The following is an 18,305-nucleotide window of genomic DNA, read 5'->3' as shown; positions in this document are numbered from 1 at the left end:
GGAAAGTTTCCTATTTAGCGGAGAACGCTATCCCGGGCCGGCCGGAGGCGTCAATATGTCCGGTTCCGGGATCGGGACGAGCGACCGGCGCCGTCGGCCCCGGCGAACCCCGCCGATCGGCGCGACCGGCATCCCGGCGTCCCGATGACCTACCGTGGGGAGATGACCAGCGCACCCGCCGAGCCGCTCGGCGCGCGGATCCGGCGGCTGCGCACCGGCCGCGGCTGGACCCAGCGCGAGCTGGCCGAGCCGGGCTACGACCGGGGCTTCCTGGCGAAGGTGGAGACCGGCAGCCGCCCGCCGTCGGAGGAGATGCTGGCCTACCTGGCCCAACGGCTCGGCCTCACCGTGGACGAGCTGCGGTTCGGCCGGCCGCCGGGCGTCGCCGTCGAGCTGCGCGCCTCGCTGGACGAGGGCTACCGCGACCTCGAGCAGGGCCGCGTCGCCGACGCGGAGGCGCGGTTCGCCGCCGTGGCGAAGCAGGCCGCGGGCTACCACCTCGACGACGTCGAGTGCTACGCGCGGTTCTGCCAGGCCGAGGTGAAGTGGCAGCTGTTCGACGTGGCGGAGGCGCAGGAGGCCCTGGAGCACGCCGGGGAGCTGGCCGGCGCGGCCCCGCCGTGGCTGCGGGCGATGATCGTGCACCGGTGGGCCAACTGCCGGTTCCAGCACGGCGACCCGGGCCCGGCGATCGCGCGGATCGAGGCCGAGCTGGCCGTGCGCCCGCTGGACCCGGACGCCGAGCTGTGCCTGCTCACGGCCCTGATCCACCCCCTGATGGAGATGGGCGGCCTGCACCGGGCCCGCCGCGCGGCCGAGGACGGGCGGCGGCTGACCCGGGTGGCGACGCGGCCGGACTTCATCGCGCGGTTCCACCGGCAGGCGTCGCAGGTGTGGCACGCGACCGGCCAGGCGGACCGGGCCGACGAGGACCTGACCGAGGCGTGCCGGCTGTTCGCGTCGGTGGGGTTCGACCGGGACGCGGCCCGCTGCCGCTGGGCCCGCGGCTACCTGCTGCGTCACCTCGGCCGCCTCGACGAGGCCCGCGCGGAGCTGACGACGGCCCGCGACCAGCTCGCGGCGATCGGCGCGGAGGAAGGCTTCGCCGGGGCGACGCTCGAACTGGCCGAGGTCCGGCTCCGGCAGGGTGCCCCGGCGGAAGCCGCGGCGCTCGTCTCCGGCGTCCGCGAACTGCTGTCCCGTGACGTCGAAGCACGCGGCGAGGCGACGAGCCTGCTCGGGCAGGTCGCCCGGGCCCGTGGCGACCTGGAGACGGCGACCCGGCTGCTGCGCGAAGCGTTCGAAATCCAGACCGGGGCGTCCCTGCACGGCGCGGCGGTTTCGACGGCCCTGCGGCTCGGCGACGCGCTCCGACAACGTGGTCATCTCGAGGACGCCATCGCGGCGTACCGCCGCGGCCTGGACTCGGCGAGCGGCACCGACGCCTGATCGGGCGGACCACCGGGCTCGATGGTCCGGACCACAACCACTTTCCTACGAAAGTCGGTGAATTGGTTCAGACCAGTCATCGACATCGTACTGACCTGGGCTTTCGGGCCCCCACGAGCGATCGACACGGAGGCTCGCTACTCCGTTCGGCCCATTGACCTGCCCGCGGCCGGAACCTTTACTCGGACGCGTCCGGCGCAATAACACCAGTTATTCCGCCGGGCACATTGCTCACGGTCCCCGGAAAGGTTCCCCCATGAGATCCCCACGAGGGCTGGCGGCGATCGCCGGCCTGGCCCTGACCTTCGCGGTGCCGGCGATCCCGGCCGCCGCCGCACCCGCACCTCCCGCCGCCACCCCACCCGAGGCGCTCGCCGCGCGAGCCGCCGATCAGGCCGCCCTCAACGGCGCCGACCGGCTCGCCAAGGGCGCCGGGGAGACCTTCGTCCGCACCGGGGTCACCCCGGGTGGCGGCGGGCTCTACTACGCCTCCTACCAGCGCACCTACCACGGCCTGCCGGTCGTCGGCGGCGACGCGGTGGTCGTCGCCGACGGCGCCGGGCGCGTCCGCGGCACCGAAGCCGCGCCCACCGCCCCGATCACCGTCGGCACGCAGGCGGCCCTCAAGGCCGAGCAGGCCACGAAGATCGCCACGGCCAAGGTGTCCAAGGTGGACAGCGTCACCAGCCCGAAGCTGGTCGTGCTGGCCGGGAACGCCCCGAAGCTGGCGTACGAGGTCGTCGTCAGCGGCTACGACCGCGCCCGGCCGACCCACCTGCACGTGTTCGTCGACAGCGCGACCGGCGCCGTCCTCGACACGCGCGACGACGTCCGCGAGGCCGGCACCGGCAACTCCTACTACGCCGGCACCGTCTCGATCGACACCTCCGGCTCCGGCAGCTCCTACTCGATGACCGACCCCGCGCGCCGCGGCATCGCCTGCGGCCGCGAGGGCGGCTCGATCTTCACCAAGAGCTCCAACACCTGGGGCAACGGCTCCGGCACCGACCTGGAAACCGCCTGCGTCGACGCGCTCTACAGCGTCCAGACCGAGTGGAAGATGCTCGGCGACTGGCTCGGCCGCAACGGCATCGACGGGGCGGGCGGCGGCTTCCGCGCCAGCGTCGGCCTCAACGACGTCAACGCCTACTGGGACGGCTCCTCGACGCACTTCGGGCACTCCCAGGACAACCGCCGCCAGGCGACGCCGATGGACGTCGTCGGCCACGAGTTCGGCCACGCGATCTTCCAGACCACGCCGGGCGGCGCGGGCTCGGGCAACGAGAACGGCGGCCTCAACGAGTCCACCGGCGACATCTTCGGCGCGCTGACCGAGGCGTACGCCAACAACCCGGTGGACCGGCCGGACTTCACCGTCGGCGAGGGCGTCAACCTCGTCGGCCAGGGCCCGATCCGCTACATGTACAACCCGTCTCAGGTCGGCGACCCGAACTGCTACTCGTCGTCGATCCCGAGCACCGAGGTGCACGCCGCCGCGGGCCCGCAGAACCACTGGTTCTACCTGCTCTCGCAGGGCAGCAACGCCTCGCCGGCCAGCCCGACCTGCAACGGCTCGACCGTGACCGGCATCGGCATCCAGAAGGCCGGCAAGATCTTCTACAACGGCCTGCTGAAGAAGACCTCGTCGTGGAACCACAAGGCCGCCCGCAAGGCCACTCTCGAAGCCGCGGTCGCGCTCTTCCCGGGCAGCTGCACCGAGTTCGCCGCCACCAAGGCCGCCTGGGACGCGGTGAGCGTCGCCGCGGTCAGCGGTGAGCCCACCTGCAGCGGCCAGCCGCCCGCCGGCAACGACTACTCGCTGACGCTGTCGCCGACGTCGGCGTCCGTCCAACCCGGACAGACGGCGACCACCACGGTGACCACCCGGGTCACCTCGGGCAACGCCCAGACCGTGCAGCTGGTGGCGACCGGCCTGCCCGCGGGCGCGAAGGCGACCATCAGCCCGGCGAGCATCCAGTCCGGCGGCACCGCCACCTTGACCATCACCACGTCGGCGACCACGCCGGAGGGCACCAGCCAGGTGACGGTCAGCGGCGACGGCCCCGACGCCGACCACTCCGCGCAGTTCACGCTCACCGTCGGCAACGGCGGCCCGCCGCCGACCGGCTGCGAGGGGCTCGCCGAGTGGGACACGGCCAAGGCGTACGTGCCCAACGACGTCGTGGGCCACAACGGTCACAAGTGGACGTCGCTGTGGTACTCGACCGGCGCCGAGCCCGGCGCGCCCGGCTCCTGGGCCGTCTGGAGCGACAGCGGCGCCTGCTGAACCACGCCGCGCGGCGGCGGGGCACCCTCCCCGCCGCCGCGCGGCTTACCCTGGGACGTCCACGGCGGAAAGGCACCTGTGTGAGCGAGAGCGTCGGCGAACGCCTGCGTGAGCTGCGCACCGAACGCGGGCTCACGCAGCGCGAACTCGCCGGGCCGCAGTACTCGGCCGCGTACGTGTCGTCGGTCGAGACCGGCGCCCGGACCCCGTCCGGCGACGCGCTGCGGTTCTTCGCCCAGCAACTCGGCATCGACCCCGACGAGCTGCTCGGCGGCCGGTCGCCGCGCGAGCTGATCGAGCTGGACCTCGAGCTGATCGAGACGGCGGAACGGTTCCTGGCCGGCGACGCCCGCCGCGCGACCCCGCGGATGCAGCGGATCCGGCGCCGGGCCGAACGCCTGGACCGGCCGCGGCCGACCGGGATCGCCCTGCTGTGGCTGGCCGGGTACTCGACCGGCGACGTCCGCACGAAGTACGTCGCCGACGCCGAAACGGCCCTGTCGGGCGAGCCGCCACCGGTGCGGGCGATGGTCGTGCCGCTGCGCGCGGCGGTGCTGTCCGGCTGGGGCGAGGTGCAGTATTCGGTGCACCTGCTGGAAACCTGCCACGCCGAACTGCTGCGCGACGGCTACCCGCAGCCGTCGATCCTGCTCACGCTGCGGGCCTGCCTGGCCGAGCGGCACCTGCGCCAGGGCGACCTGGAGCGAGCGGCCGAGTACGCCGACTCGGCGTTGCGGCTCACCCGGGGCGGCCCGGCGGTGCTCGCGGAACTCACCCGCAGCCACGTCGAGGTGGCCCGCAGCCACCTGGCGGCGGACCGGTTCGCCGACGCGGCCGCGTCGGTCGCCGCGGCCTACGACCTGATGCAGGAACGGGCGCTGCACCCGGCGATGGCGTACTGCCTGCTGGCCAGGGCCCGGGTCCGCGGCCGCTCGGGTGACGTCGAGGGCGCGCTGGCCGACCTCGGCGCGGCGCGCGAGACGGCGTGGCCGGACGACGTCCCGGCGATCACCGTCGAGCTCGCCGGGGAGTACCTCGCGGCGGGCCGGCTGGAGACCGCGGCCGCGTTGCTCGACCAGGTCCGCCCGGCCGTCGTGGCGGGCACGCCGCTGGCCGCGGAGCTGCGGCTGCAGCTGGGCTCGCTGGCCAGGGCCCGCGGCGACGCCCGGCGCGCGGCCGAGGACCTGCGGGCCGCCGTCGAGCTCGCCACCGGGCTGGGCGCGCACGGGGTGCTGGTCCGCGCGCTGCGGCCGTTGAGCGAGCTGCTCGGCGAAACCGGGAAGCAGGCCGAGGCGGCGGACGTGCTGCGCAACGGGCTCATCGCGCTGGGCGCGGAAGACGGCTGACCAGGCGGGCAACCGTTTTCTGAGCGGTACTAACGAATCCCGGTGATCGAGATCGTCCGGCGTTCGGATGGTGTCCCCGACAATCCCTACGAAAGTCGTTCCGGGACGGAACGCGGCGAGAATCCCCTGCTGCGGCGGGGTTTGTACGAAATGATTCGATAATCCGGAACGCGTCGTTGGTCCGTTCGGCGCATTGACGCCCGGATCCGCTGATCCTTTACTCGGATGCGTCCGGACGCATACCTGCTGTTAGCACGCCGGACACGTCTCCTCCCTTCCCCTTACGGACCTCGATTCTGCCTTCATGGAAGGAAGACCTCGATGACCCATCGTGGGTTCAGCACGGGCTTGGCGGCTGCCGCCGGGCTCGCCATGACGCTCGCGTTACCGGTGACCCCGGCGAACGCAGCGTCCTCAGCCCAGCCCGCCGCTCCCGAAGCGGCCGCCGCCCGCGCCGCCGACCAGGCGGCCGCCAGCGGTCTCGACGCCCTGCGCCGCGGACCGGCCGAATCGTTCCAGCGCGTCGGCCTGACCGCCGGCGGCGGTGGCCTGTTCTACGGCGCCTACCAGCGCACCTACCAGGGCCTGCGGGTCGTGGGCGGGGACGCGGTGGTCGTCGCCGACGGCGCCGGGCGCGTCCGCGGCACCAGCGCCGCGGAGACCGCGGCCATCACCGTCGGAACCCAGGCGTCGGTCGACGCGGCGAAGGCCGCCGCCACCGCGCGCGCTCAACTGCCCACTGTGGACAGTGTGAGCGCGCCGGAGAAGGTGGTGCTGGCCGGGGCGAGCCCGAAGCTGGCCTACGAGGTCGTCGTCGCCGGGCGCACCGCCACGGCGCCGAGCAACCTGCACGTGTTCGTCGACGCGGCGACCGGGGCGGTGCTCGACAAGCGGGACGACGTGAAGACGTTCGGCTCCGGCGCTCGCACGCAGGCCCAGCCGGCGACGGTGAACGTGGCCGGCACCGGCAACAGCTACTACGTCGGCAACGTCTCCATCGACACCACGCAGTCCGGCAGCACGTACACGCTGCGCGACCCGGGCCGCACCGGCATCAGCTGCGGCCGCGAGGGCGGTTCGGTCTACAGTGGACCGGACAACAACTGGGGCAACGGCTCCGGCACGGACCTCGAGACCGGCTGCGTGGACGTGCTCTACAGCGTCCAGACCGAGTGGAAGATGCTCGCCGACTGGCTCGGCCGCAACGGCATCAACGGCAGCGGCACCGGCTACCCGGCTTCGGTGGGCCTGGCCGACGTCAACGCCTACTGGAACGGCTCCTCGACCCACTTCGGCCACTCGCAGGACAACCAGCGTCAGGCCACCTCGATGGACGTCGTCGGGCACGAGTTCGGCCACGGCATCTTCCAGTTCACCCCGGGCGGTGCCGGTTCCGGCAACGAGAACGGCGGGATGAACGAGTCGACCGGTGACATCTTCGGCGCGCTGACCGAGGCGTACGCGAACAACCCGAAGGACACCCCGGACTACGAGGTCGGCGAGGGCGTCAACCTGGTCGGCCAGGGCCCGATCCGCTACATGTACCAGCCGTCGAAGGTCGGGGACCCGAACTGCTACTCGTCGTCCATCCCGAGCACCGAGGTGCACGCGGCCGCCGGCCCGCAGAACCACTGGTTCTACCTGCTGGCCGAGGGCTCGAACCCGGGTGGCGGCAAGCCGGCCAGCCCGACCTGCAACAGCTCGTCGGTCACCGGCGTCGGCATCCAGAAGGCCGGCAAGATCTTCTACAACGGCCTGCTGAAGAAGACCTCGTCGTGGAACCACAAGGCCGCCCGCAAGGCCACCCTCGAAGCCGCGATCGCGCTCTTCCCGGGCAGCTGCACCGAGTACAACGCCACCAAGGCCGCGTGGGACGCCGTCTCCGTCACCACGGTCAGCGGTGAGCCCACCTCGTGCAGCGGCGGCGGGCCGGACTTCTCGGTCGCGCTGAACCCGGCTTCGGGTTCCGTGCAGCCGGGCGCCTCGGCGACCACCACGATCAGCACCGCGATCACCTCCGGCGCGGCCCAGTCGATCACGCTGTCCGCCTCCGGCCTGCCCGCCGGCGCGACCGCGACGTTCAGCCCGGCCACCATCTCCTCCGGCGGCAGCTCCACGCTGACCATCGCGACCACGTCGTCGACCCCGACCGGCAGCTTCCCCGTCACCATCACCGCCGACGGGGCCAGCACCGACCACACGACGACGTACACGCTGAGCGTGGGCACCACCGGATCGTGCGCCCCGGTGACCAACTCGACCCGCCTGAACATCCCGGACTACCCGGCGAGCGCGGTCAACAGCACCAGCACCGTCAGCGGCTGTGCGCGCAACGCGTCCGGCACCACGAAGGTCGAGGTGCACATCGTCCACACCTACCGCGGTGACCTGGTCCTCGACCTGGTCGCGCCGGACGGCACCGCCTACCGGCTGAAGAACTCCAGCAGCGACTCCGCCGCGAACATCGACACCACCTACACCGTGAACGCCTCCACCGAGGCCGCTAACGGCGCGTGGCAGCTCCGCATCCGAGACGTCGGCCCCGCCGACACCGGTTACCTGTCCTCCTGGACGCTGACCGTCTGATGCGACCCGATGCCGTCACTTTCACGTGAAAGTGACCACCTGGGGGCGGCACTTTCACGTGAAAGTGCCGCCCCCAGAGTTGTCCCCAACCCCCACCGAAGGAATTCACCGCCATGAAGTGGAAGACACGACTCGGCGCCGGGGTCACCGCCCTCGCCGCCGTGCTGGGCGTTGTCAGCGCGCCAGCGGCCACCGCCGCGCCCGCCGCGGCGCTCGCCGCGCCGGACATCTCGCTGGCCAACATCAAGGGCCACCTCAACCAGCTGCAGTCCATCGCCAACAACAACGGCGGCACCCGCTCGGCCCGCGGCGGCGGGTACGCGGCGTCGGTGTCCTATGTGGAGAACCTGCTGAAGAACGCCGGGTACACCACGACCCGGCAGACCTGCACCAGCTGCCTCGGGCAGTCGCAGAACCTGATCGCCGAGTGGCCGCAGGGTGACGCGAGCCAGGTCATCATGCTCGGCGCGCACCTCGACTCGGTCAGCGCCGGCCCCGGCATCAACGACAACGGCTCGGGCAGCGCGTCGATCCTCGAGGTCGCGCTGACGCTGGCCCGCACCAACCCGGCGATGGCCAAGCGCGTCCGGTTCGGCTGGTGGGCCGACGAGGAGTCCGGCCTGGTCGGCTCGAAGTACTACGTCAACAACCTGCCGAGCGCCGAGCGCACGAAGATCAAGACCTACCTCAACTTCGACATGATCGGCTCGAAGAACTGGGGCTACTTCGTCTACGACGACGTCGCTTCGATCAAGGCCGTCTTCGACGAGTACTTCGCCTCCATCGGCATCCAGACCGAGGGCGACAGCGAAGGCGACGGCCGGTCCGACCACGCGTCCTTCAAGAGCGCGGGCATCCCGGTCGGCGGCCTGGCCACCGGCGCCGGCGACATCAAGAGCTCCGCGCAGGCGCAGAAGTGGGGCGGCACCGCGGGTTCGCCGTTCGACAACTGCTATCACCGCGCGTGCGACACGACGGCGAACATCCCGGACGCCCCGCTGGAGCGGAACTCCGACGCCATCGGCTACGCGCTGTGGAAGCTGGCCGTCGCCACGACGCAGGGCAACGACTTCTCCGTGGCGCTGAACCCGACCTCCGGGACCGTCCAACCGGGACAGTCGCTGCAGGTGGCCGTGAGCACCGCGACGACGTCCGGCTCGGCGCAGTCGATCTCGCTGTCCGCGTCCGGCCTGCCCGCCGGCGCGACGGCGTCCTTCAGCCCGGCCACCGTGCAGTCGGGTGGCAGCTCGACGCTGACCATCACGACGTCCTCGAGCACCCCGACCGGCACCTTCGGAGTCACGGTGACCGCGGACGGCGCGAGCGTCGACCACACGGCGACGTTCTCCCTCGGCGTCGGCAGCTCGTCGTGCGCGCCGGTGACCAACTCGGCGCGCCTGGACATCCCGGACTACCCCGGTGCCGCGGTGAACAGCCCGGCGAACGTGGCGGGTTGCGCGCGCAACGCGTCCGGCACCACCAAGGTCGAGGTGCACATCACCCACACCTACCGCGGTGACCTGGTCCTCGACCTCGTCGCCCCGGACGGCACGGCGTACCGGCTGAAGAACTCCAGCAGCGACTCGACGCCGAACCTCGACACCACCTACACCGTCAACGCCTCCTCCGAGGCCGCGAACGGCGCGTGGCAGCTCCGGATCCGCGACACCGGCCCGGCCGACACCGGTTACCTGTCCTCCTGGACGCTGACCGTCTGATCCCCGGCGGGGCGGCACTTTCACGTGAAAGTGCCGCCCCGCGCAATTTGTCTAGACCACCCGTTCGTAGGTAGTCAACGGATTCCCACGGCGCTTATGTTGGGCGGACACGCCGCGTTCGCCCCTCAACGACGATGGGAGCCGGGATGTCGAGACGGTTGTTCGGAACCCTTCTGGCCGCGGTGGTGGCCGTCCCGCTGTTCGTGTCGGCCCCCGCGCAGGGGGCGGTGCAGGCCGACACGTGCGCGGTGAAGTCGCGGCCCGCGGGCCAGGTCCTCCAGGGCTACTGGGAAAACTGGGACGGCGCCGCGAACGGCGTCCACCCCGGACTGGGCTGGATCCCGATCACCGACAGCCGGATGGCCCAGCACGGCTACAACGTCATCAACGCCGCCTTCCCGGTGATCCGCTCCGACGGCACGGTGCTGTGGGAGGACGGGATGGACGCCGGGGTCAAGGTGTCGACGCCGGCCGAGATGTGCGCGGCCAAGGCGGCGGGCGCGACGATCCTGCTGTCGATCGGCGGCGCGGCCGCCGGGATCGACCTGTCGTCGTCCGCGGTGGCCGACCGGTTCGTCGCCACCGTCGTCCCGATCCTGAAGCAGTACAACTTCGACGGGATCGACATCGACATCGAGACCGGGCTGACCAACAGCGGGAACATCAAGACGCTGTCGGCGTCGCAGTCGAACCTGATCCGGATCATCGACGGCGTGCTCGCGCAGATGCCGTCGAACTTCGGCCTCACGATGGCCCCCGAGACCGCGTACGTGACCGGCGGCAGCGTCGCCTACGGCTCGATCTGGGGCGCGTACCTGCCGATCATCAAGAAGTACGCGGACAACGGCCGCCTGTGGTGGCTGAACATGCAGTACTACAACGGATCCATGTACGGCTGCTCCGGCGATTCCTACCAGGCCGGGACCGTGCAGGGCTTCACCGTGCAGACGCAGTGCCTGAACAACGGCCTGGTCGTGCAGGGCACGACGATCCGCGTGCCCTACGACAAGCAGGTCCCGGGCCTGCCCGCCCAGCCGGGCGCGGGCGGCGGGTACCTGTCGCCGAGCCTGGTTTCGCAGGCGTGGCGGTCGGTTCCGGGCCTGAAGGGCCTGATGGACTGGTCGATCAACTGGGACGGCTCGAAGGGCTGGACGTTCGGCAACAACGTCAAGGCGCTGCAGGGCCGCTGACCCGGTCGTGGATGGTGAGGCGGGTTCTGACTGCCTTGCCACTCACGAGTCGCCCGCCGGGATGGGGTCGTCGTACTCCCCCGGCGGGCCGGCGTATTCGCGGCCGCCGCCGTCCGGGAACGGCCACGGGTTCGGGACGCAGCCGTGCAGGCCCAGGGTCTGCTGCTCCATCACCGGCGCCGGCCGGCCCGGCCCCGGGCACAGCTCGTGGCCCTGGCCGAGCCGGTGCCCGGTCTCGTGGGTGACCATGTACTGGCGGTAGACGTCGAGCGGGGCGCCGTAGTTCGGGACGGCGTTGGCCCAGCGGGCGACGTTGAGCACGACGTTGCTGCCGTTGCGGCAGGAGGTGTAGCTGTCCGGCGTGCCGCCGCACAGCTTGTCGCGGCTGGCCGGCGTGGCGAGATAGATGGTGAAGTCGGCCAGTTCGGCCGGCCCGACCTGCTGCAGCCGCCACTGGCCGCCGGCGGTCCAGCCGCGCGGGTCGCCGAGGATGGCGCGGATGCTCTTGGCGAACTCGGCGGGCCCGACGCCGTCGATGTCGGTCTCGACGGCGATCCGGTAGCGCATCAGCCGGCCCGACCTCCCGGCGACCTCGTCGCTGCCGGGGGTGAACATCCATTGGCCGGACCCGGTCCGCGGGAAGCCGATGGCGACCTCGGCGGGCGCGGCCCGCGGCGCCGGAGCCCGCTCGTCCGGCGGCGGCGGGATCGAGGTGGCGTCCCCGATGACGGTCCGGATCGGCCCGGCCGCGGGCGCGGCGACGGGCTGCCTTTCCCCGCAGGCCGCCACGGCCCCGAGCACCGCCAGGGCGAGCACGGCGGTGGCCGCGGCTCGTCTCGCGGTTTTCGGCATGGGTCCTCCCGGTGCGCGGCTTCAGAAGGACATACGCGCCGCGGCCGGGAAAAGTTGCGGTGACCTGCGGTGGCGGAGCGTCACCGCAGCTCAGGACCGCCGAGTGTGACGACCGACACAGCGCCCCAATGTGGCGTTGGTTGCGTCGGACGCACCCAATGTGGCGTTCGGTGCGTCTGACGCACCGAACGCCACATTGGGGCGCTTGGGGTCAGGACAGGAACTTGCGGAGGACCTCCGCCACCTGCCGGATCTCCGCCGTCCGCACGTTCTCCTGCTGCGTGTGCGCCAAAGTCGGGTTGCCCGGGCCGAAGTTCACCGCCGGCATGCCGCGCGCCGCGAAGCGGGCCACGTCCGTCCAGCCCAGCTTCGCCGCCGCGCGGCCGCCCGCCGCCGCCACCAGTTCCGCCGCCGCCGGGGCCGACAGGCCCGGCAGCGCTCCCGGCGACAGGTCCACAACGGACAGTTCGAACCCATCGAACACCTCGCGCAGGTGCCGTTCGGCCGCCGCCGGGTCGCGGTCCGGGGCGAAGCGGTGGTTCACCGTCAGCACCGCCGCGTCCGGGACCACGTTGCCCGCCACGCCGCCGCTGATGGACGTCGCCTGGAGGCCCTCGCGGTAGGTCAGCCCGTCGATGTCCACGATCCGCGGCGCGTACTCCGCCAGCCGCCGCAGCGGCTCGGCCAGCGCGTGGATCGCGTTCTCGCCCATCCACGCCCGCGCGGTGTGCGCGCGCTTGCCCGACAGCCGCAGCTCGACGCGCATGGTGCCCTGGCAACCGGCCTCGATCACACCGTTCGACGGCTCGCCGACGATCGCCAGGTCACCCGCCAGCCACTCCGGCAGCTCGCGCTCGATCCGGCCGAGGCCGTTCTTGACCGCTTCGACCTCTTCGTTGTCGTAGAAGACGAAGGTCACGTCGTGCTTGGGCTCCGGCAGCGTCGCCGCCAGGTGCAGGAAGACCGCGTCGCCGCCCTTCATGTCGACCGTGCCGAGGCCGTGCAGGAACTCCTCGTCGCCGGTGCCCTCGCGCCGCGACGGCAGGTTGCCGTTCTCCGGCACGGTGTCCAGGTGCCCGGCCAGCACGACCCGCGACTCCCGCCCGAGGTTCGTCCGCGCGAGCACGGCGTCCCCGTTGCGGACGACCTCGAGGTGCGGGGCCTGCGCCCGCAGCGCGCCCTCCACCGCCGTCGCGATCTCGGCCTCGGCGCCGGACACGCTGAAGGTGTCCACCAGCGCTGCGGTCAGGTCCACGGGATCGGCGTGCAGGTCGAGGCTCATGGCCCGCACGCTACCGTGGGGGTGTGCGTAGGTTCGGAGTCGCCGTGGGCGGCACGTTGCTGGTCCTGGTCCTGTCGGGCTGCGGGAACGAGGCCGGCCCGGCGCCCAAACCGCAGGCGGGCGAGCCCGGTCCGGACGCCCTCCCGACGAAGCTGGACGCGCTGTCCGCGGACCAGTGCTACGCCAGCCCGCGCACCCAACTGCCGAAGGGCTGTGAGAAGTACGTCACGGAGGTCGCGAACGTGCCGGGCGCGGCCCGCAAGCGCGCCGACGACCGCGACCCGCAGCTGGTCGCCGAAGCCGCCAAGCTGGAGCAGGCCGTCGGGTCGTTCCGGAGCGCGGGCTGCACGACCGTGCCGGCCGCGGGCGGCACCTGCTCGCAGGCGCTCGTCGAGATCGCCGGCGCCCTCGCGGGCCTGAAGAAGCAGGTAGACGCGCGGCCCACGAGTGGTTGATCCGCGTCACTCCACTACGGTGAAGGCCGTGAGCGAGCAGAGCCCGAACCCCGAAACGACCGGCGCCAGCGGCGTCGGGCTGGCCACCGTCACCACCGACGGGACGGTCCTCGACACCTGGTACCCGCACCCGAAGCTGATCGAGAGCGGCACCCCCGGCACCGAGCGCCTGAGCGCCGAAGAGGCCACCGAGCTGCTCGGCGAGGCCGCCGCGGGCCTGCTCGGCCCGGACACCGACCGCGGGGTCGAGGTCGTCGCCGTGCGCACCACGATCGGCAGGCTGGCCGACGCGCCCGCGGACAGCCACGACATGTACCTGCGGCTGCACCTGCTCTCGCACCGGCTGGTCCGCCCGCACGGCCAGAACCTCGACGGCATGTTCGGCCTGCTGGCCAACGTCGTGTGGACCAACCACGGCCCGTGCCCGGTCGAAGGCTTCGAGACGACCCGGCTGCGGCTGCGGACGCGCGGTCCGGTGACCGTCTACAGCGTCGACAAGTTCCCGCGGATGGTCGACTACGTCATGCCGTCCGGTGTCCGGATCGGCGACGCCGACCGCGTCCGGCTCGGCGCGCACCTGGCGTCCGGCACGACGGTGATGCACGAGGGTTTCGTCAACTTCAACGCCGGCACGCTCGGCGCGTCGATGGTCGAGGGCCGGATTTCGGCCGGCGTGGTCGTCGGCGACGGCTCGGACGTCGGCGGCGGCGCGTCGATCATGGGCACGCTGTCCGGCGGCGGCAAGGAGACGATCTCCCTCGGCGAGCGCTGCCTGATCGGCGCGAACGGCGGCGTGGGGATCTCACTCGGCGACGACTCGGTCGTCGAGGCGGGCCTGTACGTCACGGCGGGCACGAAGGTCGTCATCGAGGGCAAGGTCGTCAAGGCCCGCGAGCTCAACGGCATTTCGGGCGCGGTCTTCCGGCGCAACTCGGGAACGGGCGCGGTCGAGGTCGTGCCACGCACGGGCACCGGCGTCGAGCTGAACGCGGCCCTGCACGCCAACGACTGAGCCGGTTCGGCCAGTCGGTCGGCGAGGGACCAGGCGGCGGGCCGCCGCCTGGTCTCGAGGTTCGCCTGCCCGGGCAACGCCGGCGCCCCTAGACTCGGCCGATGGAGACGGCACTGGCCCTGGCCATCGGCGGCGTGGCCCTGCTCTTCCTGGCCATCGTCACCACCCTCGTCCTGCTGGGCCGCCGGGCGCGGCGCGGGCGGAAGCTCGGGCGCTACCCGTACCGCGCCAAGCCGAACGGGACCTACGACAACTCCACGCACTCCGGGATGTCCTGAACCGCCTCAGGACATCGACCAGACGTACCCGTCCGGCCGGATCACCACCCGGCGTCCATCCTCGGCTTCGTAGGCCGCGTACGCGTGGCCGCCCTCGTCCACCAGCTCCGCCCCGGCTGCCGCGCTGCCCGCCGGCCGGATCCGGTGGCCGTGCTCGCCGAGCGCGCCCTCCCCGAAGACCAGCTCCGTCGCGTGCGGGCCGCGGAACAGCTCGAACAGCCGCACCCGCTTCCCGTTCGCGTCCACCAGGGGCGCGTCCGGCGCCCGGTCGCCCGGCCGCAGCTCCCCCGTGCCCTCCGGGGACAGCGGGCCCCCGCGGTACGTGATGTCCAGCTGCTGCGTGTCCTCCCCGCGGCGATGGGCGTCCTCGTCGCCGTCCACGTACTTCTGCAGGATGCCCGCCGTGACCCCGAGGACCCGGGCCGCGACCGTCCGGCGCTCGGTCTCGTAGCTGTCCAGCAGCTCCGGTGACTCGTCCGCGAGCTTCCAGCCCAGGTTGTAGCCGTCCTGGATGCCCGTGTTCAGGCCCTGCCCACCCGTCGGCGGGTGGACGTGGGCCGCGTCGCCGGCCAGGAACACCCGGCCCTCGCGGAAGCGGGCCGCCAGGCGGACATTCGGCCGCCACACCGTCGACCACGCCAGGCCGGACAGCTTTACCGTGCCTCCGCTCAGCACGTCCAGCCGGGCCTGGACCGCGGGCAGCGCCGTCTCGACGTCGGTCTCGCCCTCGCCGAGCGAGGCGCCGAACTGGAAGTGCGGGGTGCCCGGCAGCGGGCTGAACATCATGCCGCTCATCGGCTCGTCCGGCGTCGCGAACCAGTGCCCGAAGTTCCGGTCGAGGCCCTCGGCCACGACGTCGCCGAGCAGCATCCGGATCGACTCGTCGGTCGTGCCCTCGAACGGGATGCCCAGTGCCTTGCGCACGAAGCTCTTGCCGCCGTCCGCGCCGACCAGGTAGGCCGCGCGGACGGTTTCGCCCGTGCTCAGCGTCGCCGTGACGCCGTCGGCGTCCTGGTCGAAGCCGGTCAGCGCGGTCGCGAGCTCGACGCGCACGCCGAACTCGGCCAGCCGGTCGCGCAGGATGCCCTCGGTCTGCGACTGCCCCAGGAACCAGCCGGTCGGGTACGGCTTCGCCGGCGTCGGGTCGACCAGGTCGAACATCATCCGCTCGCCGACCACCTCGCCGCCGAGGTGGATCCGGATCGGGACCGGGGCCATGCCCGCGGCCAGCACCGCGTCGAGCACGCCCAGGTCCTCGAACACCTCCAGCGTGCGCGGCTGCATCCCGTCGCCGCGCGAGCCGACGAAGTATTCCGGCGCCTTGTCGATGATCCGCACCGGGACGTCCCGCCGCGCCAGCTCGATGGCCAGCGTCAGCCCGGTCGGTCCCGCTCCCGCGATCAGCACCCGAGCGTCCATGTCACCCTCCCAGTGAATTAAAGTTCAGTGAATCTAAATTCAGGATGGCGCTGATAGCGTCCCGTGTCAAGGGAGGTGGCGATGACGGCGACGAGCCGCAAGGAAAAGGCCGCGGAGACCGAGGCCGCGCTCAAAGCCGCGGCCAAGCGCGTGTTCGCCCGGAAGGGCTACCTGAACACGAAGATCACCGACATCACCGCCGAGGCGGGCCGGGCCGCGGGGTCGTTCTACAACCACTTCGCGGGCAAGGAAGAGCTCCTCGAGGCGCTCATGGCCGACATCGCGGCGTCCGGCGACGAGAGCGCCGACAGCGAAGACCACCTGGCCGACTTCAGCAACCCCGCGGCCGTGCGCTGGCACGTCAAGCAGTACTGGGACTTCTACCGCGACAACGCCGCGACCATGCTGGCCCTGCGCCAGGCGGCGATGGTCAGCGAGCCGTTCGCCCGGACGGTGGCGCAGTTCGGCGCGTCACAGGCCGCCGACCTCGACGACCACCTGGCGTACATCACCCGCGCCGGCCTGCGGCTGCCGGCCCGGCCCGACCGCTGCGGCATGCTGATCTACCAGCTCGTCGACTCGTTCGCGGCGACGTGGCTGCACGGCTCGGCCCCGGACGGCACCCCGCCGACCGACGAAGAAGCCGTCGAGCTGCTGACGCGGTTCGTCTACCGCGGCCTCACCGGCCAGGACTACTGAGCCAGCCGCTCCACGGCCGCGTCCACGCGCTCGTCCGTCGCCGTCAGCGCGACGCGGACGTGCTTGCCGCCCTTCGGGCCGTAGAACGTCCCGGGCGCGACCAGGATCCCGCGGTCGGCCAACCACCGGACCGTCGCCGCGGCGTCCTCGTCACGGGTGGCCCAGAGGTAGAGCCCGGCTTCGGAGTGGTCGATGCGGAAGCCGTTGTCCTGCAGCGCCTTCCGCAGGACGAGCCGGCGGCGAGCGTAGCGCTCGCGCTGGACGTGCAGGGCCTCGTCGTCGCCCAGGGCGGCGACCATCGCCTCCTGGACCGGGCGCGGCACGATCATGCCCGCGTGCTTGCGGATGTCGAGCAGCTGCTTGATCAGCCGCGGATCGCCGGTCAGGAACCCGGCGCGGTAGCTGGCCAGGTTCGCCGACTTCGACAGCGAGTGCACCGCGATCAGGCCGTCCGGCCGGCCGTCGCAGACGTCCGGGTGCAGCACCGACAGCGGGTCGGTCTCCCAGCCGAGGGCCAGGTAGCACTCGTCGGAGACCACGACGACGTCCCGCTCGCGCGCCCATTCGACGACCTTGCGCAGGTGCTCGACGGGCAGCACCTGGCCGGTCGGGTTGGACGGCGAGTTCAGCCAGATCATCGCCGGCTTCTGCGGGCCGAGCGCGGTCAGGCCGTCGGTCCGCAGGATCGACGCGCCCGCCAGCAGCACGCCGACCTCGTACGTCGGGTAGGCCAGCTCCGGGATGACGACGACGTCACCGGGGCCGAAGCCGAGCAGTCGCGGCAGCCACGCCACGGCCTCTTTGGACCCGATCGTCGGCAGCACGGCGTCCGGCTCGATGCCGTCGACGCCGTGACGCCGCGAAAGGGCGCCGCGCGCGGCTTCCCGGAGGGCCGGGATGCCGTGCGTGGTCGGGTAGCCCGGGATCTCGGAGACCGACGCGAGGGCCTCGCGGATCCCGGCCGGCACCGGGTCGACCGGCGTGCCGATGGAGAGGTCGACGACCCCGCCGGGATGCGCCTGCGCCGTGGCCTTGACCTCGGCGAGCGAATCCCAGGGGAAGTCGGGCAGCGCGACCGGGCTCATTCGCCCTGCGGGGGCAGCGCCTTGATGAAGGCCGGGTCGTGCGCGGTCTTGCCCACCTTGGACGCGCCGCCGGGCGAGCCCAGCTCGTCGAAGAAGTCGACGTTGGCCTTGGTGTAGTCCGACCAGTTGTCCGGGACGTCGTCCTCGTAGTAGATCGCCTCGACCGGGCAGACCGGCTCGCAGGCGCCGCAGTCGACGCACTCGTCCGGGTGGATGTACAGCATCCGCTCGCCCTCGTAGATGCAGTCCACGGGGCACTCGTCGATACACGCCTTGTCGAGCACGTCGACGCAGGGTTCGGCGATCACGTAGGTCACTGCGCACTCCCGCATATCTCTGCAAAGACAGTCTCTGCAAACAGCCAGTCGGGGCCGACACTACGCGGTTCGGGCACCCGTTCGGTCGGTGAGGCAAGCCTTAGCCATACCCCGGGTATGGGGCTCACCTCGGCCGGCGGCGCGAAGGCGGGGTCGCCCGGGCGTCACCGGTGATGACGAAGCGCGGCTTGGGGGCTTCGTCCTCGGTCTCCTTCTCCCCCACGGCCCGGTTGAACCCCTCGGAGATCTCGTCGACGAGCTTCTCGTTGTGCCGCTCGTCCTTGCGCTGGATGCCCACCGCCACCTCCAGAAGAAATCCGTTCCCGCGAC

16 protein-coding genes are annotated in these 18,305 nt (G+C 72.0%); 10 read left to right on the top strand and 6 right to left on the bottom strand.

What is annotated here, in order from left to right; translation table 11 throughout:
• The first annotated feature begins 162 nt into the window (after positions 1–162).
• The 6 genes from C2L59_RS31560 (at position 163) to C2L59_RS31535 (ending at position 10,576) form a co-directional block, all read left to right on the top strand.
• On the top strand, positions 163–1,449 hold the full coding sequence (locus tag C2L59_RS31560; RefSeq protein ID WP_233223790.1) for a helix-turn-helix domain-containing protein: 1,287 nt from the start codon (positions 163–165) through the stop codon (positions 1,447–1,449).
• A gap of 256 nt (positions 1,450–1,705) precedes the next feature.
• A complete protein-coding gene (locus tag C2L59_RS31555) occupies positions 1,706–3,736 on the top strand; it encodes a M4 family metallopeptidase (protein WP_103353183.1) in 2,031 nt (676 codons plus the stop codon).
• Between the two features lie 80 nt (positions 3,737–3,816).
• Positions 3,817–5,082 (top strand): helix-turn-helix domain-containing protein, encoded by a 1,266-nt coding sequence (locus C2L59_RS31550; RefSeq protein WP_103353182.1) that lies wholly within the window; start codon positions 3,817–3,819, stop codon positions 5,080–5,082.
• Between the two features lie 321 nt (positions 5,083–5,403).
• Entirely contained in the window at positions 5,404–7,668 is a 2,265-nt protein-coding gene (locus C2L59_RS31545) for a M4 family metallopeptidase (RefSeq protein WP_199199347.1), read from the top strand.
• Positions 7,669–7,781: 113 nt separating this feature from the next.
• Positions 7,782–9,386, top strand: a complete 1,605-nt coding sequence (locus C2L59_RS31540; RefSeq protein ID WP_103353181.1) for a M28 family metallopeptidase — start codon at positions 7,782–7,784, stop codon at positions 9,384–9,386.
• A gap of 134 nt (positions 9,387–9,520) precedes the next feature.
• Positions 9,521–10,576, top strand: coding sequence for a chitinase (locus C2L59_RS31535; RefSeq protein WP_370444799.1), 1,056 nt, complete (start codon positions 9,521–9,523; stop codon positions 10,574–10,576).
• 42 nt (positions 10,577–10,618) lie between these two features.
• Here the strand turns inward: C2L59_RS31535 and C2L59_RS31530 are convergent, their stop codons facing one another.
• On the bottom strand, positions 10,619–11,428 hold the full coding sequence (locus C2L59_RS31530) for a DUF3152 domain-containing protein (RefSeq protein WP_103353180.1): 810 nt from the start codon (positions 11,426–11,428) through the stop codon (positions 10,619–10,621).
• Between the two features lie 211 nt (positions 11,429–11,639).
• Positions 11,640–12,710, bottom strand: a complete 1,071-nt coding sequence (dapE, locus tag C2L59_RS31525) for a succinyl-diaminopimelate desuccinylase (protein WP_103353179.1) — start codon at positions 12,708–12,710, stop codon at positions 11,640–11,642.
• Positions 12,711–12,754: 44 nt separating this feature from the next.
• Between dapE and C2L59_RS31520 the strand changes: the two genes are divergently transcribed.
• The 3 genes from C2L59_RS31520 to C2L59_RS48280 all read left to right on the top strand — a co-directional run bounded on the left by C2L59_RS31520 (position 12,755) and on the right by C2L59_RS48280 (position 14,455).
• The gene (locus tag C2L59_RS31520) at positions 12,755–13,165 is read left to right on the top strand and encodes a hypothetical protein (protein WP_103353178.1); all 411 of its coding nucleotides are present in this window, start codon (positions 12,755–12,757) and stop codon (positions 13,163–13,165) included.
• 28 nt (positions 13,166–13,193) lie between these two features.
• The gene (gene dapD, locus C2L59_RS31515; protein ID WP_103353315.1) at positions 13,194–14,177 is read left to right on the top strand and encodes a 2,3,4,5-tetrahydropyridine-2,6-dicarboxylate N-succinyltransferase; all 984 of its coding nucleotides are present in this window, start codon (positions 13,194–13,196) and stop codon (positions 14,175–14,177) included.
• A 101-nt stretch (positions 14,178–14,278) separates the two neighbouring features.
• The gene (locus tag C2L59_RS48280; protein WP_199199345.1) at positions 14,279–14,455 is read left to right on the top strand and encodes a hypothetical protein; all 177 of its coding nucleotides are present in this window, start codon (positions 14,279–14,281) and stop codon (positions 14,453–14,455) included.
• A 6-nt stretch (positions 14,456–14,461) separates the two neighbouring features.
• Here the strand turns inward: C2L59_RS48280 and C2L59_RS31510 are convergent, their stop codons facing one another.
• Entirely contained in the window at positions 14,462–15,874 is a 1,413-nt protein-coding gene (locus C2L59_RS31510) for an FAD-dependent monooxygenase (protein ID WP_103353177.1), read from the bottom strand.
• 81 nt (positions 15,875–15,955) lie between these two features.
• Here C2L59_RS31510 and C2L59_RS31505 point away from each other — a divergent pair, with 81 nt between their 5' ends.
• Positions 15,956–16,573, top strand: coding sequence for a TetR/AcrR family transcriptional regulator (locus tag C2L59_RS31505; protein WP_103353176.1), 618 nt, complete (start codon positions 15,956–15,958; stop codon positions 16,571–16,573).
• On the opposite strand, the gene dapC is transcribed toward C2L59_RS31505, so the two are convergent.
• From dapC to C2L59_RS31490, 3 genes are all read right to left on the bottom strand, one after another.
• Positions 16,567–17,658, bottom strand: a complete 1,092-nt coding sequence (dapC, locus tag C2L59_RS31500; RefSeq protein WP_103353175.1) for a succinyldiaminopimelate transaminase — start codon at positions 17,656–17,658, stop codon at positions 16,567–16,569. The two genes, C2L59_RS31505 and dapC, sit on opposite strands and share 7 nt — an antisense overlap.
• Entirely contained in the window at positions 17,655–17,975 is a 321-nt protein-coding gene (gene fdxA, locus C2L59_RS31495; RefSeq protein WP_003083029.1) for a ferredoxin, read from the bottom strand. Before fdxA ends, dapC begins: the two co-directional genes overlap by 4 nt.
• A 124-nt stretch (positions 17,976–18,099) precedes the next feature.
• Positions 18,100–18,279, bottom strand: a complete 180-nt coding sequence (locus C2L59_RS31490; RefSeq protein ID WP_233223797.1) for a hypothetical protein — start codon at positions 18,277–18,279, stop codon at positions 18,100–18,102.
• Positions 18,280–18,305 lie beyond the last annotated feature (26 nt).

The organism is Amycolatopsis sp. CA-128772, assembly GCF_002904295.1.
GTDB lineage: Bacteria > Actinomycetota > Actinomycetes > Mycobacteriales > Pseudonocardiaceae > Amycolatopsis.
Note: the sequence above shows the minus strand (reverse complement) of the source record. Positions and strands in the feature narration are given on the sequence as shown.